Consider the following 26,610-nt stretch of genomic DNA (forward strand, 5'->3'; position numbering starts at 1 on the left):
GTGGGGCTCACCTGTTCCCATTCCGAACACAGAAGTTAAGCCCACCAGCGCCGATGGTACTACGAAAGTGGGAGAGTAGGTCGCCGCCAGTTTTTATTTTTGAAAAGCCTCTAGCATTACTGCTAGAGGCTTTTTTGTTTGGAGTGTTCAGGAAGGAGGAGTGTTGTCTTATCAGACGCCACATCGGCGTAGCCTAAGACAACGGAGTGTTGTAGGGTAAAGCAACACATCGGCGTAGGATTATAAAACTCCTTGCACCGTTTTGATTAAAACGGTGCGAGAGATAGGATAACTTCTCGCAGTGTTTTCTGAAAGTTTAAAAGAGTTGGAACTAAGCGATTGAAATTTGTATTATGAATGCCGTTGCGTGAGGGCGAAGGGCATTGTTGGAGCTCATCTTACAAAGGTGTAAGGGATAGGTGTGGGCTTTGTAAGATAGCGACTGCCCGTAGACCGACCCTTGCTAGGGCTTTAGAATTGGAAAGGGACACGCCCTATAGAGAAGAGGGTATCCTTAATCTTTTAGTAAAATTATGAACTTAATAATAAATGACTACATTTGCAGTGTGAAAAATCTAAGTATGAAGAAAATTATATTTTTAACTTGTATAGGGCTTGGGGGTGTTGTTTTGGCTCAAGAGAATTCTTTTTCTCTTGAAAAAAAATTAGAAGAAGATAAAAATCGTTTGCTCTCTCAGTTTGATTTTTATAAGAATAATTTACTTACTAATAAAGTATTAGCAGGTAAATCCTCTCTTGAAGGTATAAAAAAAGCAGAAAGGGCTTTGCTAGATAAAAGAAAAAAGGTTGATTTCTTTTTTGATGGAAAGCCTTATTTCTTGAGTGCGGAGGATTTAGACCAAATAGAGAACTCTAATGTGGATTTTATCCAAAATGGTAAAATGTTAGGGCTGACAAAAAGTTATAATGGAGAAAATGTAAAGGTATCTGTGTTCGACGGAGGGAAAGTCTATGAGAAACATACTGATTTTGGAGGTGCTGTAAGTACTAGAGTGGTTAATAAAGAGAAAGTTTCTTCTAGTTATAGTGCTCATGCGACTGCTGTTACTAGTATGTTAGGGGGGATAGGGCATATTATAAGAGATGGGACTATCTCGGGTAATACTAAGGGAATTATGCCTAAAGCTACTTTTGATGCTTATAGTTTTATGAATTCTACTTTAGAGGGCGAAAATGCAGATAAAACAGTATATCAAAAAATATTATTCTCTAAAGCGCATCTTTCTAATCATTCGTATGGTATAAATCCAGCTTGGAGTTATGAAGAGGCTGGCGATATGGGAGAAGGATTTTATTGGGGTGGTGCTTATGATACTACAAATAAAGTTTCTTATGACTTGAACGGAGCTTACATAAGTAATGACCAAAAATATGATGATATAGTTTATGAAAATCCTTCGATGATTTTGGTTAAGTCTGCAGGAAATTCTTTTGGTGATGGTCCTGCGGGTACTAGTCTAAATTCTTATTATGAAGATAAAGATGGTAATTATGTTAAGTTTACACAAGCTGATAATTTGCCTAGTAATAACTGTTCTGAAGGTTATGATTGTATAGGCCCTGGCTCTCTAGCTAAGAATATTATAGTAGTTGGAGCTACAGAAAAAATAACCTCAAATAATAAAAGGTATAGGCAATCTACAGATGTGATAAAGGCTGATTATAGTAGTGCTGGTCCTAGAGATGATGGTGCAATAAAGCCAGATATTGCAGGGGTGGGAAGTGATATTTTTTCTGCCTCATCTTCTGATACGGGAAGTAATAGCTGGGCGTATGGAAGTGGAACTTCTTATTCAGCTCCTCAAGTTACGGGGATTATAGGACTGTGGATACAAATATATAAAGACTTGTTTAGTGATGCAAGTTTAGATGCTGCATCGGCGAAAACACTCTTGATACATTCTGCAGAGGAAGCAGGAAATGTGGGGCCTGATGTTTGGTTCGGTTGGGGTTTTGCTAATGCTCAAAAAGGAGCTGAACTTCTTGTAAAGAAAAGTAATAACGAAATTATTTTTGAAACTAAGCAACTAAAAAACGGAAATAAAGAAGTACTAGCATTGAATACTGATGGTAAACAACCGCTTAAGGTAACCATAAGTTGGGTAGATCCTTCGTATAAAAAGTTACCTAAAAATTATGCAGAGGCTCATAATAATAGAGCTTCTAAGCTAGTAAATGATTTGGATTTAAGAATCATAAATGAAAAAACAGGGGAAGTGTACTATCCTTGGAAATTAAATATCAATAGTCCAATGGCTGCTGCTACCAAGGGAGATAATACGGTAGATAATGTGGAACAGGTTTTAATAGATGTGCCAATTTCAGGAACATATAGAGTGGAAGTTTCTCATAAGGGTAAATTACTTAATAATTTAGGAGCTGAAGCTCAAACTCAAGATTATAGTATTATAGTTTCTGGATATACAGAACTTGAATCAGCCAGTCAACCAGTTGATAAGCTATCGGGTGAGGTGAGATTGCAAGATGCCGTGGTAACTTCTAATATTATTTTTGTTAATCCTCAATTAATTACTTCTCCTGTGTATATGTATGATATGTCTGGAAGATTACTTCAAACTATAAATAGTAGTTTTTCACAATCGGTTGATGTATCTGGGCTTACGCCAGGTGTATATATCATAAATATGATGACAACTAATGGTAAGGTTACCAAGAAGTTTATCAAGAAATAAAAGTTTATATGATAAATATCTCCCCAAATTTTAAAATTTGGGGAGATTTATTTTATATTCAAATGAATTTTGGATTGTTATTTTTTAGCTAATTTTTCTTTAATTTTTTGTATGCTTTCTTTTGCAGTAGCCTCTAATACTAGACTTGCACTCATTAGAATTCGGTCAGGCATAATGCTATCAAAATACTCTGTACCTTCCCAAGATACTTTTTTAATGAGAGCCAACGCATCTGCACTCCTTTCTGACAACTGCTTTAAAAAAACTTCTAATTTTTCGTCCATAGAAGTTATATCCTCCGAAATGTGATGGTAGATGTGATTTCTTTCCGCCCATTCAGCACTTCTAAACTCTGTATCTAGAGACATTGCAGAAAATTGTGATTTTCCTATCTTTCGCTCCACAAATGGACCAATAACGAATGGACCAATACCCAAATTGATTTCTGTAAGTGCTAAAGCAGCTTCTTTTGTAGCGAAGCAGTAATCTGCTGCACAAGCGATGCCTACGCCGCCACCTGTAACCTTACCCTGAACTCTTACAACTACTATTTTGCCACAATTCTTCATAGCATTTAGCACCTTAGCAAACCCTCCAAAAAATCTTTTGGAAGCTTCTAAATTATCAATCTCTAATAGTTCATCAAAACTCGCACCTGCACAAAACGCTTTTTCTCCGTGAGATTTAAGTAATATTGCCTTTACTTCTTCTTTTTCTCCTTCGGATAAAATCGTTTGTGCTAGTTGTTCTAAAATATGTCCTGGTAAAGAGTTACTTTTAGGCGTTCCAAAAGTAATATGTGCAATATGATTTTTAATTTCTGAATTTACAAAAGCTTCCATTCTTTATTGACTTTAGATTTATATTCTACGCTCTGCTAATTTAAGAAAATTTATTTTGTAAATTGCGGTTTCATTTTTAATAGACATTCAGAAGTGGCTAAATTAAAAACAGTATATTATTGTCAGAATTGTGGTTCGCAACATTCCAAATGGCACGGACAATGCCAAAATTGTGGACAATGGAACACTTTAGTGGAAGAGATTGCAGAAAAAACAACCTCTAAAAATTATGCAGGAGATTTTGGAAGGCAACACCTCATCAATATCATAGAAGTAGAAACACAAGCCGAGCAACGCATTAAAACTCCAAGCGGAGAACTTAACAGGGTTTTGGGTGGCGGTATTGTTTTAGGTTCGGTAACCCTTATTGGCGGAGAACCAGGTATAGGGAAATCTACATTACTGTTGCAATTAGCCCTTAAAATGAAGAAAAAAATTCTCTATGTTTCGGGGGAAGAAAGTGCCTCTCAAATCAAAATGAGAGCAGATAGACTAACGGAACTTCAAAATCCGAATTGTTTTTTATACACCGAAACTTCAATAGAGAAAATCTTACACGAAGCCAAAAAACTTCAGCCTGATTTTATGATTGTGGATTCCATACAAACTCTACATTCGCAGGTGATGGAAAGTTCCCCAGGTACGGTGTCTCAGATTAGAGAATGTGCTTCGGAAGTTATAAAGTTTGCAAAAGCGACTAACACGCCTGTTTTCTTAGTAGGACATATTACTAAAGATGGGCAAATTGCTGGACCAAAAGTATTGGAGCATATGGTAGATGTGGTTCTTAATTTTGATGGTGATAGAAACCATTTGTTTAGACTTTTGAGAGCAAATAAAAATCGTTTTGGTTCTACTGCGGAGATTGGTATTTATGAGATGATTTCGGCAGGATTGAAAGAAATTAAAAATCCTTCGGAAGTGCTTATTACCAAAAAATCCGAAGAGTTTTCAGGTAATGCGGTAGCAGTAACGCTAGAAGGTAACCGCCCTATGTTGCTAGAAATACAAGCCCTTGTAAGTACAGCCGTGTATGGTACACCACAGAGAAGTTCTACGGGTTTTGATGCTAAAAGACTTAATATGCTTTTGGCAGTTTTGGAGAAACGTTCTGGTTTTCAACTCGGGGCTAAAGATGTATTCTTAAATATTACAGGAGGTATTAAAACGGACGACCCCGCTTTAGATTTAGCTGTGGTAGCTGCTATCTTGTCTTCCAACGAGGATATTGCAGTGTCGGAGCATTATTGTTTTGCTGGGGAAATTGGTCTTAGTGGAGAGATTCGTCCTGTGCCACAAATAGAAAAACGCATCTCCGAAGCCGAAAAATTAGGCTATCATAAAATATTTGTTTCTAAACAAAATAAGATACCAAAGAAAAAACACAATATAAAAATTGTGGAAGTTTCTAAAATAGAAGACTTTCACGAAGAGATATTTTAAGCATTCATCTTGTTTAAAAACCTTACTTTTGCCTAAATAAAAGAAAATGAAAAAAGTTTTTTTTCTGCTTATCCTTAGTCTTATAATGCACTCTTGTGCTAGAGTAGGGGCTCCTGTGGGAGGGGATAAGGATACTTTGGCTCCTCGTTTTTTAGGAGCTAATATAGACAGTTCTAGAACCAAAGTACCTCTACTTATAAGAGAGTTAAGACTAGATTTTGATGAATATGTTAATTTAAAAGATATTCAGAAGCAGCTCATTATTTCGCCACCTATTAAAAATATAAAGAAGATTATCCCCTCTAATCTTGCCAACAAATATGTATTGATACAGTGGGGAGATACTCTACAAGCCAACACGACTTACAGCTTTAATTTTGGTAATGCCATTGTGGACAACAACGAAGGTAATATTTTACCCTATTTTAATTTTGCTTTTTCAACGGGGGAAAAATTGGATAGCCTTTACCTTGCAGGAACGGCACAAAACGCTTTATCTACGACTAATAGTGAGGCTCAATCTAAATCTAATATAGTAGTGGGGCTTTACAAGGCTTCGGATAGCATCAATTTTAGAGAGAAACCTTACTACATTACTAAAGCAGATAAAGACGGCTATTTTGAGTTAGAATATCTAGCTCAAGGCAAGTATAAAGTCATCGCTTTTGATGATGAGAATATGAACTCAGTGTACGATAAAGGAAAAGAAAGTCTAGGCTTTATTAAAGATGAACTTAATATTACTAAAGGTGTTTCTGGGCTTAAACTCACGCTTTATCCACCTAAAAAAGAGGTAAAATATAAAGAAACAAAAGCCATAGACGGAGGTCTCCTGCTCCTTTTTGAAGGCAAACCCGAAAAAGTAGAAGTGAAGGAAATTACAGGTCTAGTACAAGATTATAAAGTTTCTCATCAGAAGTTTTCAGATTCTGTAAGAGTTTGGTTTGATGCCCAAAAGGAAAACCTAAGCTCCAACCATGGGACTAACCTTAAGTTCAGTTACGATACCAAGGTTAAAAAAGACACCGTCCAAATATTCTATCGTACCAATCCTAAGGAAGAATTTACTCTTAAAAATAATGAGGGGCATTTACTTCCGCCCAATCACCCATTTAGGATTACAGCTAATATGGAGTTAAAAGAACTCAATACCCAACAATGGGAACTAAAGGTAGACTCTACTCATCAACAACCTTTTAAAGCCAGAATAGCCGAAACTTCACCCAATACCATTCTTATTGAAAGTGATTTTCAAAAAGGAAAAAAATACCGCCTATTTATTCCAAAAGAAAGTGTAAGTTCTTTCTATAAGTCTAATACCAAGCCTTATGTTTTTGAGTTTGAGGCAGACTCTCCCCAAAACTATGGTTCTGTAATAATAAGACTTAAAAATAAACCTTCTATTCCCTTTTGGATAGAGCTTCTAGACCAACAAAACAAAGTATTATCTAGTAGAAAAACTACCGAAGCGGAACATAAATTTACAGAATTAAAACCTGATACTTATTATATAAGAATTTTGGTAGATAATAACGGTAACGGCATTTGGGATACCGCCGATTTAGCGACTAATACTCCTGCCGAAGATTACTTTGTTTTCCCTAAGAAAATAGAAGCCAGACAGCTATGGGATTTGGTGGAAGATTGGGAACTTCCAAAACAAGAAGTACCAACAACCGAAAACAACAATAAATAAAACTGATGAAAAAAATATTTAAAATAGTATTGTGGGCGATATTAGGTCTGTTACTGATACAACTTATCCCAATAGACCGCACCAATCCTCCAGTAAACGAAAAGGATAATTTTGTAAAAGTAGAAAATACACCTAAAGAGGTAGAAGTGCTTTTAAAGAAAGTTTGTTACGACTGCCATTCCAACGAAACTAAATACCCTAGCTATGCCTACATTGCACCTATATCTTGGAGCATAAAACACCATATTAACGAAGGAAGAAAGCATCTCAACTTCTCCGTGTGGAATACTTATAACGAATATCTAAAAAAAGGAGCTTTGGAGGGAAGTATAGAAACTATAAAACGCCACGAAATGCCACTAAAAGGCTATGTAGCACAACACCCAGAAGCACAACTCACCCAAAAACAAAGACAGCTTTTACAAGATTATTTCCAAAAGCTACTAGATGAGGAGGTTTATAAAAAATAAGTCTATTACATTGTAATAGACCTATTTTTATCAATAATGTACTAATTTTCTAACTCAATAGGATTGTATCCTTTCTTTTCCAACTCATCTCTTTTTTGTTTTTCTCTCAATGCAGTGGTTTGCTCAGGTGAGAGAACAACACCATCATTTTTCATTGATTGTAATAAGTTCTTCCTAAAACTATCTTTCGCAACCTCTAACTCCTGCTTTGTAACAGATATAGAATTATCATAGCGTTTTTTGTTTATACCTACTATCTTTCCTTTTAAATCTCGACTAGGTAATGATTTTACTAACTCAAAATCGTACTCACCTTTTTTGTCCGTCATTTTTATAATCAGACCCGGTAGTCCTCCAAACTTATAAGGTCCATAAGGGAAAGGAATTTCAGCAGAGTACCAAGCAATCCAGTCTCTGCCCTTAAATCTTAACTCTGCTTTTTTACAACTAAAAGAGTTAACTAGTTTTGTTTCATCAACTAATTTCCAGCTATTGATTTTAGATTCGTGATAAGAAAGAACAGAAGTTCCTACAGTTCCATAGAAAATAGTTTTATCATTTTCTTGCACGATTAAGAATTTAGAATTCGTTTTTGGAAATGATTTACCACTAAAATTAACAGATTTTGAACCACTTCTGATAGCTGTATTCATTTCATTAGTAAAAATAGAATCATACTTTAATAAGTTTTCACTAATAAAAAATGAGCGATTATCACTAACTTGAAGGGAAAATAGCTCTTGATAAATATTTTCAGGGTACAAATTATTAGGTTTAGACTTCAATAGATAAGTAAAACTTCCGCGTAATGAATCACTTTTATACGCTTGTGCACCAATGCATATAGATGACAATAGTGTAATAATTAAAATACATTTTTTAAACATAGATATTATAAACATAAAATACAATAATAGTTAATTTTTATTTTTTATAAGCCTTTTTTATTAAATTCCAAATCAGCAATCAATGAGGTCGTTAAAAAAATGTTCATTTCTCTGTACCTATTTTTTTACCGAGTTTTATTAACTACCTTTGTGATTGTAAAAAATAATCATTTATATCTATGAAAAAATATCTTTTGTTAGTACTTTTTGCCATTCTAATGGTATCTTGTTCTAAAAATGAAGTTCAAATTTCGGGCACGCTTAAAAATGCTTCTCCTTTAGATAGGATAGAGCTTATCAATGTATCTAGTGCCAGCTCGTTGCCTATTATGAATATAGGAGTAGATGCTAAAGGCAACTTTTCCGCAACACCAAAAATAGAGGAAGACGGCATCTATCTAATTACCTACGCAAGGCAGATGAATTTTATATATCTTAAAAAAGGAGATAATATTAAAATTACGGCTGATGCTACAGAATTTCCTAGAAAAATGAAAATCTTAGGAGATGGCGAAAAAAACAATGAGTTCCTTACTCAAATGCAATCTTATATAGAGGACTATATGAGCAAGATAGATATGCAACTTATGTCTAAACCCGAAAAAGAGTTCATTACAGCAGTAAAAAAAATACAAACAGATGTAAATAAGAAAATAGAAGAGCTTAAGTCTAAAACAAAGCCAGATTCTGAAGTGGTAGAATGGAAATCAGACGAGATGAAAGTAAACCTACTAATGATTACCGAACAGTATGCGACTATGCACGGTGTAGCTACTGGGAATCCTAGCTTCAAGCCTTCAGCTGAATTTACAAAATATCAAGACGGTCTAAAAGGAGATGAGAAAAAGTGGATAAAAACTCTGCCTACTTATAGAAGCTACTTACTTATTAAGAGTCAAGAAGGTTTTACCAACTTTATGAATACACTTCAAAACAAAGAAATCTCTACTACAGAAGCCTTTGTTAAATATCTAGAAGGCAAAAAAGATATTGACCAGTACACTAAAGACCATCTAATTGCTTTTATTGCAACACAATACGATTTGCAACCTCAACACCCAAGAATTAAGCAGGTAATGGAAGTGGTTAGTAAGTCTATTAAAGACAGCCAGATAAAAAAAGAGTTAGAAAAAGTTAAACTCGCTATACAAGGTATTGAAGTTGGGCAGAAAGCTCCTAGCGTTGATTTAGTTAATAATAAAGGAGAAAAAGTGAGTTTATCTAAATATGAGGGTAAACCAAGTGTTTTAGTATTTTATGCTTCTTGGAATCCTTATGTATCAGAAAGCCTTACCCCTTCTGTAAAGCAACTTGCAACACAATACGGAGGTAAAGTAAATTTAGTAATGATAAATCTAGATGATACAGAAGAACAATTCAAAAAAACCGAAGCAGCTATGTTTAAAGGATTAAAGGTAGAAAGCCTGTATGCTAAAAACGGTATGAACTCTGAAGTTGCTGATAAATTTGGTATTTATGGATTTAAATTACCAAGTGCAGTGGTAATAGATAAAGATGGTAAAGTAGCTAGCCCTGCAGCTATAGGTAACATAGATATGCAGATAGTAGATGCTCTAAACAAACTATCTCAATCTACAGCGAAAAAGTAAAAATTTTCCTTTTAAAAAAACTATACATTAAATTAGGCTGCATCGTTAGGTGTAGCCTAATTTAGTTATATATTAAGATGATAAAAATCATAAAATCAAAATAGATTGAATTAGAGTTTTTTATAAAAATCCATTAAGTTTTATTTAGAATTGACCTAAATAAATTTTGTATGATTAAGAGAATATTATACTTTTGTTAAAATTTTTAATAATTCTAAATAGGCTATAATGAAAAAACAATTTTTACCTCTTATACTATTAGCTTCGGCGACCTCATTTGCTCAAGAAACAGATTCTTTAAATTCACGTACTATAGACGAAGTCGTTATTCAGTCACAAACCATTTTTACCAATAAAGACAAAAATGAAAAAGCAAGTTCGTTCATCTACATTGGTACTAAAGAGTTACAAAAATATAATTACTCCGATGTTAACCGTGTGCTTATGGGAAAAACGGGGGTTCATGTGATAGAAGAGGAAGGTTTTGGGTTGCGTCCTAACATTATCATTAGAGGAGCCTCTTCGCTTAGAAGTTCGTCTATCAATTTAATGGAAGATGGTGTTTTAGCTGCACCTGCTCCTTACGTGGCACCTGCAGCTTACTACTTCCCTACTATGGGAAGAATGGCTGGTGTAGAAATTCTTAAAAGTAGTGGACAAATTATGTATGGTCCCAACACTATTGGAGGGAGTATGAATATGCTTTCTACCCAAGTGCCTAATAAGTTTTCAGGGTTTTTAAATGCCTCTTATGGTAGTTTCAACACCTATAAAGTACATACTCATGTAGGAGATAAAATTGGTAAGTTCGGATATTTAGTAGAGTATTTTACTAATAATTCTGATGGTTTTAAAGAACTCCCAAATGGGAAAAATACAGGATTCGCACTTAATGATGGTATGATAAAATTGTTGTACGATAATTCTGATGCCGCTATTCCTAATAAACTTCAATTGAAGTTCCAAGCCTCTAAGCAAAACTCTAATGAAACTTATATGGGAATTTCTAAACGAGATTTCAATAGAAATGCATATCAGCGTTACTTATCATCGGAACTGGATAACATCGAAGTTAATCAACGGCAATATTTGTTGTCTTATCAAATAGAACCTAGTAAAAAACTTCACTTAAATTTTGATGCTTATAGAAATGAAGTTAAACGAAATTGGTACAAAGTGAATGATGTTAAAGCTGGAGGTAACAAAGTAGGGCTTTCTAATGCTTTAGAAATGGCTGATAACTCTAACGAAATGCTGGCTTTAAAAGGAGCTTACAATGCAGATAATACTATTTATATAAGACATAACGATAGAGATTATATTTCACAAGGGCTTCAGTTCAACGGACATTATCATTTAGGTAAAACGGGTATGGTTCGCTTTGGAGCAAGATACCACTATGATAGCCAAGACCGCTTTCAGGCAGATGATGAATATCTTTCCACATCACAAGGTTTAGCACTAAAAAAACGAGGAAGTGCAGGCTCTCAAGACAATAGAATAGAAGATGCTAATGCTACAGCATCTTATGTTCAATATCAACAAGAGTTTGGAGCTCTTGTTGCCACTGCAGGGGTAAGATATGAAAATATCACTCTAAGACAAAGAAACTATGGGCGTTCTGATGCAGATAGAACGGGTAAAGATTTAAAAACTACGACTAACAAAGTAGAGTCTTGGATACCAGGGCTATCCTTACTTTATAAAATAAATGATGGTTTAAAAGTATTTGGTAGTGTTCACAAAGGGTTTTCGCCTCCAGGAATTCAACAAGGACAAAAGGAAGAAAGAAGCTGGAACTACGAGCTAGGAACAAGGTTTAATAACAACTTTGTAGATGCTGAACTGATAGGCTACATCAACGATTATTCTAACCTACTAGGTGCAGATACCAATATTATGGGCGGCAACACAGGGCAAGGCGACTTATACAATGCAGGTGAAGTATTGATAAGAGGTATAGAAGCACAATTAAGATACACCATCAGCGGAAAAAACAGTGAAATTAACTTCCCTCTTTCTATCAATTATACTTATGTAGATTCTTCCTTCAAGAAAGACTTTCAATCTCAAGTATTCGGAACAATTAAAGAAGGTGATGCTCTACCATTTATTCCTAAAGAACAATTAAGTATAGAAGCAGGAGCTAACATCAAAAACTTTAGACTTTCTGCTATTTGGAGATATAGAAGTGATTTTAGCAATAAGGTTTGGCAAGGGGCTATACCAGAAGCTAACCTAGTTCCGTCTATGAACATACTAGATGCTTCTATTTCTTATAAAGTAAATAGAAATGCGACTGTTTATGCTAACGCTCAAAATTTACTTAACCAAACTTATTTATCTTCTCTTAACCCTTCAGGATATAGACCAGGTATGCCAAGGTTTGTAAATGTGGGTGTAAGAATCAGTCTATAATAAAACGCGCCAATCTAATATAGTTTTTCATTAAAAAGGAAGATAACTCCATGGAGTTATCTTCCTTTTTTGATTGAAGCTAATCTAACCCAAGTTTAGGTTAATATATTTTAACACCTTTGCTTTATCTTGTAAAGAGGAGTTCTCTGTATTTTGTCATTGGCCAAAGCTCATCATCTACCATCATTTCCAATTCGTCTGAAGCCTCACGAATACTATCAAATAAAGGCTTTACTTTTGAGCAATAAGCTTCCGCTTGTTTCATACCATGTAATTCTTTAGCTTTAGCTTTTTCTGAAAGAAGCTCATCTACACCTAGTTTTATTTTGGATACATTTTTAGAAATTTCAGAGATAAGATTTAGTTGCTCTTTCGCTAGGACTTTATACTCTTTTTCAGGGAATATTTCTTTCAGTCCTTTAACATTTTCTATAAGTCTATTTTGATAGCTAAGAGCAGCAGGAATAATGTGATTTCTTGCAATATCGCCTAGTACTCTAGCCTCAATATCTATTACGGTAGAATATTTTTCTATCTTAATTTCATTTCTAGCTTGGAATTCTCTTTTTGAATAGATTCCAAGTTCTTCATAAAGTTTTATAAATTCATCTTTTAGCTCATTTTTGAGGGCTTCAGGTGTAGTTTTTAAATTGTTAAGTCCTCTTTTTTTTGCCTCTTTTTCCCATTCTTCAGAATAGCCATCACCTTCAAAAATAATGTTTTTAGATTGTTTTACATATTCTCGTAGTACATTAAAAATAGCTTCGTCTTTCTTAAGACCTTTTTCAATCAGTGCATCTACTTCTTTTTTGAAAACGCCTAATTGTTTAGCCATAATGGCATTCATTACTGTCATTGGTTCAGCACAGTTTGCAGAAGAACCTACAGCACGAAGCTCAAATTTATTTCCTGTAAAAGCGAATGGTGAGGTTCTATTTCTATCGGTATTGTCCAATAAAATCATCGGAATTTTTCCTACAACATTCAGTTTTAAGTCTGTCTTTTCTTCTGGAGATAATTTTCCAAAAGTTACTTTTTCAAGTTCGTTGAGTACACCTGAAAGCTGACTTCCTATGAAAGCGGAAATAATGGCAGGAGGTGCTTCGTTAGCTCCTAGGCGGTGGTCGTTACTTGCAGAAGCGATACTTGCTCTAAGTAGGTCGGCGTAGTCGTGGACGGCTTTTAGCGTGTTTACAAAAAAGGTTAAAAATTGTAAATTCTTTTTAGGGTTTTTTCCTGGGCTTAATAGGTTTTCGCCAGTGTCTGTACTTAGAGACCAGTTGTTGTGTTTTCCACTACCATTAACTCCAGCAAAAGGTTTTTCGTGAAATAAAATATGGAAGTGATGTTTATGAGCTACTCTTGCCATTACGTCCATTAGAAGAGAGTTATGGTCTACGGCTACATTGGTTTCTTCAAACATCGGAGCAAGTTCAAATTGATTGGGTGCAACCTCGTTGTGTCTTGTGGTAACGGGTATCCCCAATTTCATACACTCTATTTCTAACTCTTTCATAAAATTCATTACTCTAGTAGGAATAGAACCGAAGTAATGGTCGTCTAGTTGTTGGCCTTTAGCAGGAGAATGTCCCAAAAGGGTTTTTCCAGTAATTACAAGGTCTGGTCTAGATTGGTAAAGAGCGGTATCTACCAAAAAATATTCTTGTTCCCAACCAAGTGTGGCGGTAACTTTATTTACATTTTTATCAAAATAAGCTTTACATACTTCTGTGGCTGCCATATCTATAGCGTGTAGAGCCTTTAGAAGAGGGGTTTTGTAATCTAGAGTTTCTCCTGTATAAGAAATAAAAATAGAAGGAATACATAAGGTAGTTCCCATAATGAAGGCGGGAGAAGTAGGGTCCCAAGCGGTATAACCTCTAGCTTCAAAAGTATTTCTTATTCCTCCGTTCGGGAAAGAAGAGGCGTCAGGCTCCTGTTGAATAAGCATACTTCCGTTAAATCTTTCAATAGCTCTACCGTCTTCTATAGGAGTGAAAAAGCTATCGTGCTTTTCTGCCGTAGCGCCTGTAAGGGGTTGGAACCAGTGGGTATAGTGTGTAACACCTTTGCTCATAGCCCAGTCCTTCATAGCTACTGCAACTTGGTCTGCAATGTGATGCTCTATTTTTGCTCCCATTTTCATAGCGGCTAGAATGGAGTTGAATGCCTCTTTGGTCAAGTATTTTCTCATAGTTTCCACGGAAAATACATTTTGGCAAAATAAATCTGATAATTTAGTAGGTATATCTATAGCGTTAGATTTCCTATAATCTCTAAATGGAAGCTCTGATAAAGCTTTAAATCTTAAGGTTGACATATTTTGTAATTTTTAATGGGGCTAAATTACAAAAAAAACAATTTAAAAATAAATAAACCCTATTAAATTTAGGGGTATGTGTGTTAAAAAGATGTTTTATCTAAATTCGTATGGCTTCAAGATTTTTTTCTGAGGTACTTTTTTCTTTTCTTCTGCTCCAAAGTTGTAAGTAAGTCCTACACCTAAAGTTTGTTTCATTTGTAGTTTTTGTATTTGGTCGTGGTCATATAATAGGTTTATCATTACCACTGTAGTAATAAATTCGTTAAATTTGATATTAAGTGTGCCAGTGTAGGTAATATCCACTCTCTCTGGGTGATATAGGTAATTAGTAAAGAATCCTACTTGGTTCACCAGATTAATATCTTTATAAATTTTAAGGCGATACAAAGCGGTAAGCATTGCACCAAGCTCTGTTCTTAGTGACTGTCCGTCTCTTTCCAAACCGTACCTTCCAGCTTTTTGTAATTTTTCGTCTAAAACAAAGGTGAGTTTTGTGTTTGCAGGACGAAATACCACTTGAAAATTTTCATTCGGATTATGAGAAATACCTATACCTGCATTGATATATCCAGGAGCCATAAATTTTGAAATTCTATTTTCATATACAGGTCTTGGGGTAGTATTATAGTTATAACCTGGCATAAACTGGCTTAAGAGTTGAATCCCCATAGAGAGATAATAGTTTTTTCCTATTTCATAGCCGTAGTTACTCATAATGTTGAGGTAATCGTCAGTTTTTCTTGCTGCTTGATTTTGAGTTGAAACCATACCGTATCCCATTCTAATAATATTTTCCCAGTAATGATTTCTGTTTTTATAGCTTAGGTTATAATCTATGCTTCCTATCACTCCGATGCTGTTATTACCGCCAGAGTTCCAGTTGGAAAAGCTAGACTGGTTGAAGACTAAAGTGTTTTGCCCCCAAAAATACCACTTTTGAGGTGTATCCATTCTTAGGAATTTGTAGGGAGTTACGGGAATATCTTCTTTAATATTTTTAGGCGGAGATGGGGAGATTAAGGTGTCTATTTTATAAGATTTAAGAGCTACCAAATGTTCTTTACTAAAGCTATCTATATCTATAACCTGTGATTGCCAGTATGTTCCACTTATAGAGTCTATCAGTTTTCTATTGTGACAGATTTGTCCTAATATAATAAATGTAGGACAAATAGATAAAACAAAAAGGATTAAATATCTTAGCATTAGTAATTTATTTATAACTTCAGTACAAAAATAGGACAGATTTTCTATTTATGAAAAATAAAGTATCTTTTTGGGGTTTGGCAAAACATTTGTGAAAGAATTTACTATGTTTGAAAATCAATTTTTCCGTTCTTTAAAAGTGCCGATTGTAGTATTGTCAGCTATATGGTTGGGGTTTTTATTACAATCTATGGACTTAGTGGAGCGTTGTCAGGGGGCACTAATTCCGTTAGCTCCAGAAGGGATAAAAGGAATTTTATTTTCTCCTTTTTTACATTCGGGATTAGAGCATATATGGAGTAACTCTGTTCCTCTAGGGGTTTTACTTTTTTTACTATATGAGTTTTATCCTAAAATAGCAAATGTTATTTTCTTGTTGGGTTGGTTGTCTACGGGGTTTTTGGTTTGGCTGACTCCTCAAGTAGATTTATTTACAGGGGAGCTGCATTATACCTGCATTATAGGAGCGAGTGGCATTGTTTATATGTTAGCTTTTTTCTTGTTTTTTAGTGGGATTTTTAGATGGAATATGAAATTACTTACCATTTCCCTTCTTGTAGCATTATATTATGGAAGTTTAATTTGGGGGATTTTCCCAGAGGGGCTCTTCTCTCAGCTAGACCAGCCCAGCCAAATCTCATGGCAGTCTCATTTGGTAGGAGCGGTAGTGGGCGTTGTTTTAGCATTTATGTATAGAAAACAAGGCGAAAAAAAACGCCGATTTATATGGCAATATCCCAATTATTACAGCGAAAGAGATGACAAACTTTGGCAAACCTACAAAGAAGAACACCCCGAAGATTTTGAGGAACTCCCAAAGCTGAATGAACCTGATATATGGGAAGAACTTAATAGATTGCGTAGGCAGTAATAACTATTTATTTTTGGTTTCCTCTAAAATAATGGAAGGTAGTTGTTGCTTTCTTCTTTCTCTAGTTTCTTCTTTTTTGGCAGAGGTAATCCATAACATTAGTTCTTTTTTTCGGGTGTACGATAGCTTGTTATAAGCTAACCCTACTTCAGGATAAGCATTAAATATAGTTAATACTTCCTCGGGTACAACCACCACTCGTTCCTTCAATCTTGCTCAAGGCTTACCTCTACAGTATCTCCAAAGGTTTTATTTAATGATGCCCTCACTTCTTTAGTTAAAATTAAAAAATGGTAGGATTTGCCCATTTTAGCAAGGCTTCCTCGGTATGGCACTTTATTGTCGAATAGCACTTTTACCTTTACTTGCCCTTTTTTGCCAAAAAGTTCTTCGGTGGAAAAAGGGAAGACCACATAACCAGCATTGTCTGTTCCGTGTTGGATAATTTCTGCAGTGAAGTTAATAGTTTTCATATTAAATATTTCCTTTTATAAAGTCTTGTCTTAGAGGTTCGTTTAGTTTTTCTATAGCGTATCTTAGAGTAGTTCTAGGCATAGTGGTGTAGTGCTGTTTGAGGAACTCTAATAATATTTCTTCGTTTTTTATCATAATATTTAAATAAGAAAGCATCTTAGTAATGAGATGCTTTCTGGTCTGTTACTTCTCTCATATCCATCCTTATAAGTGATAAGGATTTTGTATTATCCTCTACTTAATGTTCGTCTTATTTTTCAATATATAGATTATGCTTACAACTATATAGATAGATACAATTGTATTACCTATCAAATTTAAAATACTCATATTCTCAAAATCTGTTATAATGCAATAAAAATTGTAAGTAACAAAAAAAACAGAAACTATAATAAGAGAACACAATATATATTTTTTCATTTAAATAAAATCACTTTTTATTATGCGAACGAATTCTTATAAATATTATACATAATCCGTTGTGTATTATAATTATTTAAATTAAAGTTTAAAAAAAATTACAATAAACAATCTAAGTGCAAGTTACAACTTGCTTTACAAGTTTTACAAAAAATATCAGAAAAATCAACTTTTAACTTATCAAAGAGGAAACACCTATTATGATACGATGTAATTATGCTAAATCACTCGATAGGTTTAAAACACGGATACTTGCCAAAATAACTTCCTTTTTAAAATACACAACCGATTTAAATAATATATCTAAATCTACAAACCTTGTTTTCCTTCCACCCAATATGGCTCAGTTTGTATTTGTGTTTTTTTGTTAATCCCTAGTTTGGTTAAAGTATTTCGTAAGTTGGCAATAGATTTTGCGTTTCCAGTCAAATAAAAAGCAATATTTTCTTTATTTCCTTGATAATTATTTAAAAATTCTTTCGTTTTTTCAATAGCATATTGAGCCTTGTTGATAGTAGATTTTTTGCAAGTTTCTATTTCAAAATCCAATTCATCAGCGATATTCAAGTTTAGCATTGTTAATTTATTATCTGATTTCAGAAACAAAAGATTTAAAGAGTTTTCTAACAATTTAGAGTAACACTTTGTTTTTCTTTTAAATTTCGTAATGCCTTATTCTACTGCTATCTCTCTCCACTGTAAAGATTCCTGTTTCGGAGGTATCACCTCTGAATGGCTTTTCCAATTATCACTACAAAAACCATTTATATTTCTATTTTTTTAATCGTTCCCAAAGTTTTAAGAAGGTTTTTATGTCCCGTTTGTCACAAACAAAACTAATGAACCTTTTTTCAAATCTATCAACAGTAATTCAGCTCCAACAGTAGTTTTTTATGTTGTACATAGCTGTGAATCTCATTCAATCCCACCATTTCAATAGAGTCTTCGTTTTTTGGAAGTTCTACAGATTCTCCCTATTTCTTAATCCGCTGATAAACTGTTCTGTAGCTAGTATCTAATAATCTTCCAATAGCTCGAAAACCTAAGCCTGCCAGCCCCTAAAAAACCTAAAAACAAAACCACCCTCCTAGCTTATAGAGAGCTTATAGCTACCTTATAGCGGTGCACTTAAAAAAGAAAACTTAATATTAAAATAAAGTTAATTCCAAATAAAAGGCTCAATTCTTGCATTACTGTAGAAGTAATAGTTTAATTTATAAAATCTATCATTGTTATAAATTTAATTGTTTTTATAAACTAAAAGTATTCCGTTACCTTTGCATCAATAACTCATTAAAATAATACAAAAAAATATGGAAAACACAGGAAAATGCCCGTTCCCACACGGACAACAAGAACAACCAAAATCAACAGGAAAATGTCCCGTAGCACACGGTGCAAATACCGAAATGGGAGACTCTGTAATGGAGTGGTGGCCAAAAGCACTTAATTTAGACATTCTACATCAGCACGATACTAAAACTAATCCTTTAGGAGAAGATTTCAATTACGCCGAAGAATTTAAAAAATTAGATTTAGAAGCCGTAAAAACCGACCTTAAAAACCTGATGACCGAAAGTCAAGAGTGGTGGCCTGCAGACTGGGGACACTATGGGGGGCTTATGATTCGTATGGCGTGGCACGCCGCAGGTACTTATAGAATTGCAGACGGTAGAGGTGGCGGAAATAACGGAAATCAGCGTTTTGCTCCGTTGAACTCTTGGCCAGATAATGCCAATTTAGATAAAGCCCGCCGTTTGCTTTGGCCTATCAAAAAGAAATACGGCAACAAACTTTCTTGGGCAGATCTTATGATTTTAGCAGGAAATATGGCTTACGAATCTATGGGATTAAAAACTTTTGGCTTTGCAGGTGGTAGAGAAGACATTTGGCACCCAGAAAAAGACATTTATTGGGGCTCAGAAAAAGAATGGTTAGCTCCAAGCGGAAGCGAAGGTAGCCGATATTCGGGCGAGCGTGATTTAGAAAACCCTTTGGCATCAGTAATGATGGGGCTGATTTATGTAAACCCAGAAGGGGTAGATGGCAACCCAGACCCTCTAAAAACAGCAAGAGATATGCGTACTACCTTTAAGCGTATGGCAATGAACGATGAGGAAACGGTTGCACTTACCGCTGGAGGACACACCGTAGGGAAAGCCCACGGAAACGGAAACGCTGCTCTTTTAGGTGAAAGTCCAGAAGGGGCTAATATAGACGAGCAAGGTTTTGGGTGGAACAATCCTCACTGGGACGGAAAGGCAGCTAGTGTGGTAACCAGTGGTATTGAAGGAGCGTGGACAACGCATCCAACTAAATGGGATAATGGATTCTTTGATTTACTTTTCAAATACGAATGGGAACTTAAGAAAAGCCCAGCTGGAGCGTGGCAATGGGAGCCTATCAATATCGCAGAGGAGGATATGCCTGTAGATGCGTCTAACCCAAGCGTAAAGAGAAACCCAATGATGACCGATGCGGATATGGCACTTAAAATAGACCCTGAATATCGCAAAATTTCGGAAAGATTTCACCAAGACCCTGCTTATTTTTCAGAAGTATTTGCAAGAGCTTGGTTCAAATTAACGCACAGAGATTTAGGTCCTAAGAGCCGTTATTTAGGAGCAGATGTGCCACAAGAAGATTTAATTTGGCAAGACCCAATCCCAACGGTAGATTATACACTTGCCGATGCGGAAGTTAAAGAATTAAAAGAAAAAATCCTTCAAATAGGTTTAACTCGCACCGAGCTTATCAACACGGCGTGGGATTCTGCAAGAACTTTCAGAGGCTCCGATTTTAGAGGAGGTGCAAACGGAGCAAGAATCCGCCTTGAACCACAAAGAAACTGGGAAGGCAACGAACCAGAAAGATTAAATAAAGTATTAGACGCTTTAACGCAATTCCAATCAACTTTAGCTAAAAAAATCAGTTTAGCAGACCTTATCGTACTAGGAGGAAGTGCCGCCGTAGAACAAGCGGCAAAAGAAGCAGGTGTTGAAGTAGAAGTTCCATTCTATGCAGGAAGAGGAGACGCCACACAAGAAATGACCGATGTAGAATCTTTTGAACCACTAGAACCACTACACGATGGTTTCAGAAACTGGGTGAAAAAAGAATATGCCGTAACACCAGAAGAAATGCTATTAGACCGAGCTCAACTTATGGGGCTTACTGCACCAGAAATGACGGTGTTGGTAGGAGGAATGCGTGTATTAGGAACCAACTACGGAGGTACTAATCACGGTGTGTTTACCGACAAAGTGGGCGTATTGACCAACGATTTCTTTGTACACCTTACGGATATGAATTATGCTTGGAAGCCAGCAGGAAGCAATCTTTACAACATTGTAGATAGAAAAACAGGCGTTACCAAATTTACTGCCACTCGTGTAGATTTGGTGTTTGGTTCTAACTCTATTTTGAGAGCTTATGCAGAAGTTTATGCCCAAGACGACAACAAAGAAAAGTTTGTAAAAGACTTCGTAAAAGCATGGACAAAAGTAATGAACGCCGACCACTTTGATTTGAAATAATAAAATTTCTTTAACAATAATACCCCTTTATTCATGATGAGTAAAGGGGTATTTTTTTGTGCGATGATTAGGGCGTGTCGGCTCCCCAATCCCGAAGCTAATACCTCGCCGTCGGGCTTTCGGCTATATCTTTTTCTTTTTTTCAACACCAAAGCTCAACCCAAAAAAGAAAAAGGATACCGCCTCTATCCCTCACGCAATAAAAATACTCAACAAAATCCCCTACGATTATTATCTGTCCAACCAATTCGATATAAAATCTAAATAACTTGAAAAGGTATAAACCATACAAAAAAATCAAACAATAAGATTTTACTAAATTTGCACTATGGATTTGGAACTTAACAGACAAAATGCTCAACAGAAGTATAAAGAACATAAAAAATTCTTAGATAAGCTCAAGAAAAAAACACCTAAAAATTTAGATTATCTTACTCAAGAAATTCACGATGAAGTGTTTGATGAGATAGACTGTCTATCTTGTGCCAACTGTTGTAAAACCACAGGTCCTCTTTTTACGACACAAGACATAGAACGAATTTCTAAATTTTTAAAACTAAAACCTACTCAGTTTGAAGAAAAGTATCTAAAGATAGACGAAGATAATGATTGGGTATTACAACAATTGCCTTGTCCGTTTCTGTTCTCTGATAATACTTGTATGATTTATGAAGTCCGCCCCAAAGCCTGCCGAGAGTTCCCACATACGGACAGAAAGAAGATTTACCAAATCAATCATCTTACAATTAAAAATATAGAAATATGTCCTGCAACCTTTAAATGGGTTGAGAAAATGCGAGAAAAAATAGAGTAATTTCATTCTGGGAAAAGCATTTTCGATGAAAAATTACTAAATAATTTTCTACCATTCCCTACTCCTCCTTTTGCAAATGCTATGTTGGCAGAAATGTTTTTTTATTCAAGTCGTTTTGCACTTGTTGATTTATTAATGAAAATTAGATAGTCATAATTATCAGAAATATCCGTTTGATAAAATTCATTTAATAGTTTTGTGTGGCCAACTGATCTAAAGTCCAAATCGGAAACCAACCAACTTAGATCGTTGTCTTTTTTCATTTCATTTAGGTCTAATATAAAGTATGGGACATTTAAAGAATTCATCCAATATTCATAAGTTCCCAAATATGGTTTTTGTGCGGTTTGTGTTGCTAGCATTTTATCTTTAGTTCCTCTTGCTGTATATTCTCCGTCAAAAAAAGCAAATCCGAAAGTTTTATAATCATTTTGTAACTTGTCTTTCAAAAATTTGCCCATTCTATTTTTCACAGTATTAACATGTCCATTATGTGCTGAAATTATGAATTTGGAGTTTGGGTTATGCTCTTTTATCCATAAGAAATTTTCAGCCATAAATTTATCTCGATTAATACTTGATTTTTCTAATAATTGCTCGATAATTCTAACATTTTGGGTTTGCCAAGATTTATCATTTGTAGAAAATTTTGAATTTTTATTTATTTTAGTTTTTAATTCTGCAATAATAGGATAAATAATATCTGCTTGTTCTTTTTTAAGAATATAAGATTTTATATTTCCTCTATTCTCGTACGCAAATTCTTTAACAGTAGAAGACAATTTCTCAATTTTTTTGACAATATCTTTATCTTCCGAAAATGCTTCATATAACTGCTTTATTGGTTCAGTAGCATCTTGCATATCAAAACCTGTGAAAAGAATTTTTTGAGAGCCATTATTATATTGTTTCATCCATTGTAACATTGTAGACATCTCTTCGGTTTTCCAAACAAAGAAGACAAGGTTTTGCAATGCTTCATTGAGCGTTGCAGTATTTTTTATGGTATAGTCATTTGCAAGATAGGCTTGTTGCATATATGCTTCGAGTGAAAAAATATCAAATTTGTGATTTTTTACCAAGTAACGAGTTAGTCTATCCTTCATTTTATAAATCTCGCTTGTTCCGTGCGTCGCTTCTCCCAAAGCGACTACTTTAGAACTACCTACTAATGTTTTTAATATTTCTAGATCAGTATTATCACTCGAAGTTGGTTCAAATGAACTTAACGGATAAACATATTTTTTTATCGCTGTAATATGTTCGGGAGTTAATTCCTTTACAGGTTTCTCAATAGGTTTTCCGTCAAGTAGTATCTCAACTTTATCAAACCAAGCTATCCCTTTTCCTTTATACACAAATCCAAAGTCTAGATTTTCCACATTTTCTAGGATAGGTATTTTTATTGTTACTTCTTGCCAATCTGTATTTCCTTTTACTGGTTTGTCTTGTTGATTGAGAAATGAAACATTTTTTTTGTCTTTATCTAATGTTCTTAAATAGGGAAAGGCGGCACCATCAAAATTACTTTTTGATTTTATCCTTGCTTTAAGCACAAATTCTTTTCCGTTGAGATATTTTTTTTGAATCTTTTGCATCACTACAGCAAAATCATTTTTATCATCTGATGATATACTTTCTCCTGTAATTTTCAAACTTCTGTTTCCTTCAAATTTAACTAGAGTATCAATTTCAATGCTTTGATTTTTTTTGTTTGATCTCCATTTTAACATTTTATTATTGTCGGATACATTTTCAAAACCAAGGTTCATTCTAGATTGTGAAAAAAGAAAGTTTGATAATAATGAAAGAATTAAGATTTTTGACCTCATAACTTGAGTTGATTTTAGTTTAGGCTTCAAAGAAAAAATAATATTTTCAGAACCTCTCTATTTCCTACTTTAAAATTTATTTAAACTTTGTTAAAAAATGCTAATGTTTGCGAGAACATTTGGTAATATTTCTGCTAACTATAAAATTACCTCAACATCTTTTGTGCTTTTTTCAATCCTTCTATAAAAATATCTATTTCCTCTAAGGTATTATAAACCGCAAAACTAGCTCTTACTGTACCAGCTATATCAAAAAACTTCATGATAGGCTGTGTACAATGGTGTCCCGTTCTTACGGCTATGCCCATTTTATCTAAAATCATACCTACATCAGAAGCAATGCCTACACCATCAAGGTTGAAAGAAATAGCACCAACTCTGGGAGCTTTTTTAGCATAGATATGTACGCCTTCCATTTGTTCTAGTTGGTTTTGAGCATATTGCATCAGTTGATTTTCGTGAGTTTGTATATTGTTATGACCTATTGTCGTTATAAAATCTACAGCAGCTCCTAGTGCAATATTACCTCCTACATTAGGCGTGCCCGCTTCAAATCTAAATGGAAGTTCGGCATAGGTGGTTTCTTCAAAAGAACAAGTGGCTATCATCTCACCGCCGCCGTGAAATGGAGCTAGAGAGTTAAGAGCTTTTTCCTTACCATAAAGAATACCCGTTCCCATAGGAGCGTACATTTTGTGTCCCGAAAATACAAAAAAATCACAGTCTAATTTTTGAACATCTATTTTAAAATGTGGTACTGACTGTGCTCCGTCTATCAATATTAAAGCGTCTGATAATCGTCTCGTTTTTGCTATAATTTCCTCTATTGGATTGATAACTCCCAAGGCATTGGATACTTGATTTACCGATACTAATTTTGTTTTTTCAGAAAGCCATTCGTCTAAAACTTCTATTTGTAGTATGCCATTTTCATCTATAGGAATTACCTTTAGTATTGCTCCTGTTCTTTGACACAACATCTGCCAAGGCACAATGTTAGAATGATGTTCTAGGTAGGAAATAATGATTTCATCACCTTGCTTGATATGAGGTGTAAGTGCATAAGCAACTAAGTTGATAGATTCCGTGGTTCCTCTCGTGAAAATAACTTCATAATCGTACTTCGAATTGATAAAAGTTTGAACTTTTTTACGAGCGTCTTCCATTGCTTCGGTTGCTAATTGGCTCAAAGTATGTATGCCTCTATGCACATTGGCATTGATTTCTTTGTAGTAATTTTCCCAAGTCTGTAGAACAGAAATAGGCTTTTGCGAAGATGCTCCGTTATCTAAATAAACTAAATCTTTACCATTAACTTTCTGAGATAAAATAGGAAATTGATTTCTTATATATTTAATGTCTAGCATTTTAACTAATTTAGATTAAATTAAAGTTCAAAGGTAGTGAATTAAGTTTACAACAAAAAAGCCTTACCAAATTATTTAGGCAAGGCTTTTATGCAAAAATTGTTTATTTTAAATTTTAGATAAAAGTGTTCTAAAGTTTACTTTATCATCTATAATTTTTCTTAGGTCTTCTACGGAAACTCTTTCTTGTTTCATTGTATCTCTTTCTCTAAGAGTTACGGTGTTATCATTAAGTGAATCATGGTCTACAGTAATACAGAAAGGTGTACCTATGGCATCTTGTCTTCTGTAACGCTTACCAATACTATCTTTTTCTTCAAAGATAACATTAAAGTCGTACTTTAATTCGTTGAAGATTTTTTCTGCAAATTCTGGTAATCCGTCTTTTTTCACCAATGGCAAAATAGCCGCTTTTACAGGAGCTAGAGCTGGAGGTAAAGACAATACCGTTCTTGTAGAGCCATCTTCTAAAGCCTCCTCTTTAAGAGAGCTAGAGAACACCGCTAGGAACATTCTATCTAATCCCACAGAAGTTTCTACCACATAAGGTACATAGCTTTCGCCTCTTTCTGGGTCAAAATATTGTAATTTTCTACCTGAGAATTTCTCGTGTGCAGAAAGGTCAAAGTCTGTTCTTGAATGGATACCTTCCAACTCTTTAAATCCGAATGGGAATTTAAACTCTATATCTGCTGCTGCGTTAGCATAATGAGCTAGTTTTTCGTGGTCGTGGAATTTATAATTTTCGGAGCCTAATCCAAGCGCCAAGTGCCAGTTAAGTCGTTTTTGATTCCATTCTTCGTAGAATGACAATTCTGTTCCTGGAGCTACAAAAAATTGCATTTCCATTTGTTCAAACTCTCTCATACGGAAAATGAATTGCCTCGCTACAATTTCATTTCTGAACGCTTTTCCTATTTGAGCAATCCCAAAAGGCAGCTTATGTCTAGAAGTTTTTTGTACATTAGAAAAATTCACAAAAATGCCTTGTGCTGTTTCTGGTCTTAGGTAAAGTTCCATAGCGTTTTCAGCGGAAGCACCTAGTTTAGTCCCAAACATTAGGTTAAACTGTCTTACTTCTGTCCAGTTTTTAGAGCCAGTATCAGGGTCAGCAATTTCTAGTTCTTCTATAAGAGCTTTTACATCAGCTAAATCATTATTATCAAGAGATTTAGCCATTCTAGTAAGAATATTTTTTTGTCTTTCTCTGTATTCTAGAACTCTAGGGTTGGTATTTACAAATTGTTCTTCGTCAAAATCAGCCCCAAATCTTTTTTGAGCCTTAGCTATTTCTTTCTGCGCCTTATCTTCTAATTTTGCACAATAGTCTTCTATAAGTACATCGGCTCTAAATCTTTTCTTGGAATCTTTGTTATCTATCAAAGGGTCGTTGAAGGCGTCCACGTGCCCAGAAGCTTTCCATGTAGTAGGATGCATTAGAATAGCAGAGTCTAACCCAACAATGTTTTCATTAAGTTGAGTCATGGCTTTCCACCAATATTGCTTAATATTATTTTTTAGTTCGGCACCATTTTGCCCATAGTCATAAACAGCAGATAGTCCGTCGTATATTTCACTAGACGGAAAAATAAACCCATATTCTTTAGCGTGGGATACCACTTTCTTAAAATCGTCTTCTTGCTTAGCCATAATATTTAGAATATACCTGCAAAAATAACTTTTTTAA

At 34.7% G+C, this 26,610-nt stretch carries 18 protein-coding genes, 1 rRNA gene and 1 pseudogene; 10 read left to right on the forward strand and 10 right to left on the reverse strand.

Annotation, left to right across the window (positions count from 1 at the left end):
* Together rrf and D1003_RS10235 are read left to right on the forward strand one after the other, a co-directional pair.
* A 5S ribosomal RNA gene (gene rrf, locus D1003_RS10230) occupies positions 1 to 92 on the forward strand; the annotation flags it as partial.
* A gap of 489 nt (positions 93 to 581) precedes the next feature.
* Entirely contained in the window at positions 582 to 2,714 is a 2,133-nt protein-coding gene (locus D1003_RS10235) for a S8 family peptidase (protein ID WP_153936909.1), read from the forward strand.
* A 77-nt stretch (positions 2,715 to 2,791) separates the two neighbouring features.
* Here D1003_RS10235 and D1003_RS10240 read toward each other — a convergent pair whose 3' ends face one another.
* Positions 2,792 to 3,556 (reverse strand): enoyl-CoA hydratase/isomerase family protein, encoded by a 765-nt coding sequence (locus D1003_RS10240; protein ID WP_153936910.1) that lies wholly within the window; start codon positions 3,554 to 3,556, stop codon positions 2,792 to 2,794.
* Between the two features lie 93 nt (positions 3,557 to 3,649).
* On the opposite strand from D1003_RS10240, the gene radA reads away from it, so the two are divergent.
* From radA to D1003_RS10255, 3 genes are read left to right on the forward strand one after another with little or no spacing between them, the layout of a single operon-like run.
* On the forward strand, positions 3,650 to 4,999 hold the full coding sequence (gene radA / locus D1003_RS10245) for a DNA repair protein RadA (protein ID WP_311710112.1): 1,350 nt from the start codon (positions 3,650 to 3,652) through the stop codon (positions 4,997 to 4,999).
* A gap of 46 nt (positions 5,000 to 5,045) precedes the next feature.
* The gene (locus D1003_RS10250; protein WP_153936911.1) at positions 5,046 to 6,695 is read left to right on the forward strand and encodes an Ig-like domain-containing protein; all 1,650 of its coding nucleotides are present in this window, start codon (positions 5,046 to 5,048) and stop codon (positions 6,693 to 6,695) included.
* A 5-nt stretch (positions 6,696 to 6,700) separates the two neighbouring features.
* A complete protein-coding gene (locus D1003_RS10255) occupies positions 6,701 to 7,165 on the forward strand; it encodes a heme-binding domain-containing protein (protein WP_153936912.1) in 465 nt (154 codons plus the stop codon).
* A gap of 41 nt (positions 7,166 to 7,206) precedes the next feature.
* On the opposite strand, the gene D1003_RS10260 is transcribed toward D1003_RS10255, so the two are convergent.
* The gene (locus tag D1003_RS10260) at positions 7,207 to 8,067 is read right to left on the reverse strand and encodes a GLPGLI family protein (protein ID WP_079206946.1); all 861 of its coding nucleotides are present in this window, start codon (positions 8,065 to 8,067) and stop codon (positions 7,207 to 7,209) included.
* A gap of 164 nt (positions 8,068 to 8,231) precedes the next feature.
* On the opposite strand from D1003_RS10260, the gene D1003_RS10265 reads away from it, so the two are divergent.
* On the forward strand, positions 8,232 to 9,662 hold the full coding sequence (locus D1003_RS10265; protein ID WP_153936913.1) for a redoxin domain-containing protein: 1,431 nt from the start codon (positions 8,232 to 8,234) through the stop codon (positions 9,660 to 9,662).
* A 228-nt stretch (positions 9,663 to 9,890) separates the two neighbouring features.
* Positions 9,891 to 12,080 (forward strand): TonB-dependent receptor domain-containing protein, encoded by a 2,190-nt coding sequence (locus D1003_RS10270; RefSeq protein WP_153936914.1) that lies wholly within the window; start codon positions 9,891 to 9,893, stop codon positions 12,078 to 12,080.
* Positions 12,081 to 12,204: 124 nt separating this feature from the next.
* Here the strand turns inward: D1003_RS10270 and D1003_RS10275 are convergent, their stop codons facing one another.
* The gene (locus D1003_RS10275) at positions 12,205 to 14,400 is read right to left on the reverse strand and encodes a glutamine synthetase III (RefSeq protein WP_153936915.1); all 2,196 of its coding nucleotides are present in this window, start codon (positions 14,398 to 14,400) and stop codon (positions 12,205 to 12,207) included.
* Between the two features lie 96 nt (positions 14,401 to 14,496).
* A complete protein-coding gene (locus D1003_RS10280) occupies positions 14,497 to 15,609 on the reverse strand; it encodes a DUF3078 domain-containing protein (RefSeq protein WP_153936916.1) in 1,113 nt (370 codons plus the stop codon).
* A 106-nt stretch (positions 15,610 to 15,715) separates the two neighbouring features.
* On the opposite strand from D1003_RS10280, the gene D1003_RS10285 reads away from it, so the two are divergent.
* The gene (locus tag D1003_RS10285; RefSeq protein ID WP_153936938.1) at positions 15,716 to 16,480 is read left to right on the forward strand and encodes a rhomboid family intramembrane serine protease; all 765 of its coding nucleotides are present in this window, start codon (positions 15,716 to 15,718) and stop codon (positions 16,478 to 16,480) included.
* Between the two features lie 3 nt (positions 16,481 to 16,483).
* Here the strand turns inward: D1003_RS10285 and D1003_RS11395 are convergent.
* From D1003_RS11395 to D1003_RS10300, 3 genes and pseudogenes are all read right to left on the reverse strand, one after another.
* A pseudogene (locus D1003_RS11395) lies at positions 16,484 to 16,953 on the reverse strand (YdeI/OmpD-associated family protein).
* Between the two features lies 1 nt (position 16,954).
* On the reverse strand, positions 16,955 to 17,089 hold the full coding sequence (locus D1003_RS10295) for a DNA alkylation repair protein (RefSeq protein WP_260393399.1): 135 nt from the start codon (positions 17,087 to 17,089) through the stop codon (positions 16,955 to 16,957).
* 594 nt (positions 17,090 to 17,683) lie between these two features.
* Positions 17,684 to 17,950 (reverse strand): hypothetical protein, encoded by a 267-nt coding sequence (locus tag D1003_RS10300; protein WP_260393400.1) that lies wholly within the window; start codon positions 17,948 to 17,950, stop codon positions 17,684 to 17,686.
* Between the two features lie 737 nt (positions 17,951 to 18,687).
* Between D1003_RS10300 and katG the strand changes: the two genes are divergently transcribed.
* On the forward strand, positions 18,688 to 20,910 hold the full coding sequence (gene katG, locus D1003_RS10305) for a catalase/peroxidase HPI (RefSeq protein WP_153936918.1): 2,223 nt from the start codon (positions 18,688 to 18,690) through the stop codon (positions 20,908 to 20,910).
* Positions 20,911 to 21,238: 328 nt separating this feature from the next.
* Complete coding sequence (locus D1003_RS10310; protein ID WP_153936919.1) at positions 21,239 to 21,724, forward strand: YkgJ family cysteine cluster protein; 486 nt, start codon at positions 21,239 to 21,241, stop codon at positions 21,722 to 21,724.
* 101 nt (positions 21,725 to 21,825) lie between these two features.
* Here D1003_RS10310 and D1003_RS10315 read toward each other — a convergent pair whose 3' ends face one another.
* The 3 genes from D1003_RS10315 to D1003_RS10325 form a co-directional block, all read right to left on the reverse strand.
* Entirely contained in the window at positions 21,826 to 23,586 is a 1,761-nt protein-coding gene (locus D1003_RS10315; RefSeq protein ID WP_221410928.1) for an erythromycin esterase family protein, read from the reverse strand.
* Positions 23,587 to 23,702: 116 nt separating this feature from the next.
* A complete protein-coding gene (locus D1003_RS10320; RefSeq protein ID WP_153936921.1) occupies positions 23,703 to 24,923 on the reverse strand; it encodes an aminotransferase class V-fold PLP-dependent enzyme in 1,221 nt (406 codons plus the stop codon).
* Positions 24,924 to 25,031: 108 nt separating this feature from the next.
* Positions 25,032 to 26,573, reverse strand: coding sequence for a glycine--tRNA ligase (locus tag D1003_RS10325; protein WP_153936922.1), 1,542 nt, complete (start codon positions 26,571 to 26,573; stop codon positions 25,032 to 25,034).
* Between the last annotated feature and the right edge of the window lie 37 nt (positions 26,574 to 26,610).

Origin of the sequence: Riemerella anatipestifer, assembly GCF_009663465.1 — a bacterium.
GTDB lineage: Bacteria > Bacteroidota > Bacteroidia > Flavobacteriales > Weeksellaceae > Riemerella > Riemerella anatipestifer_C.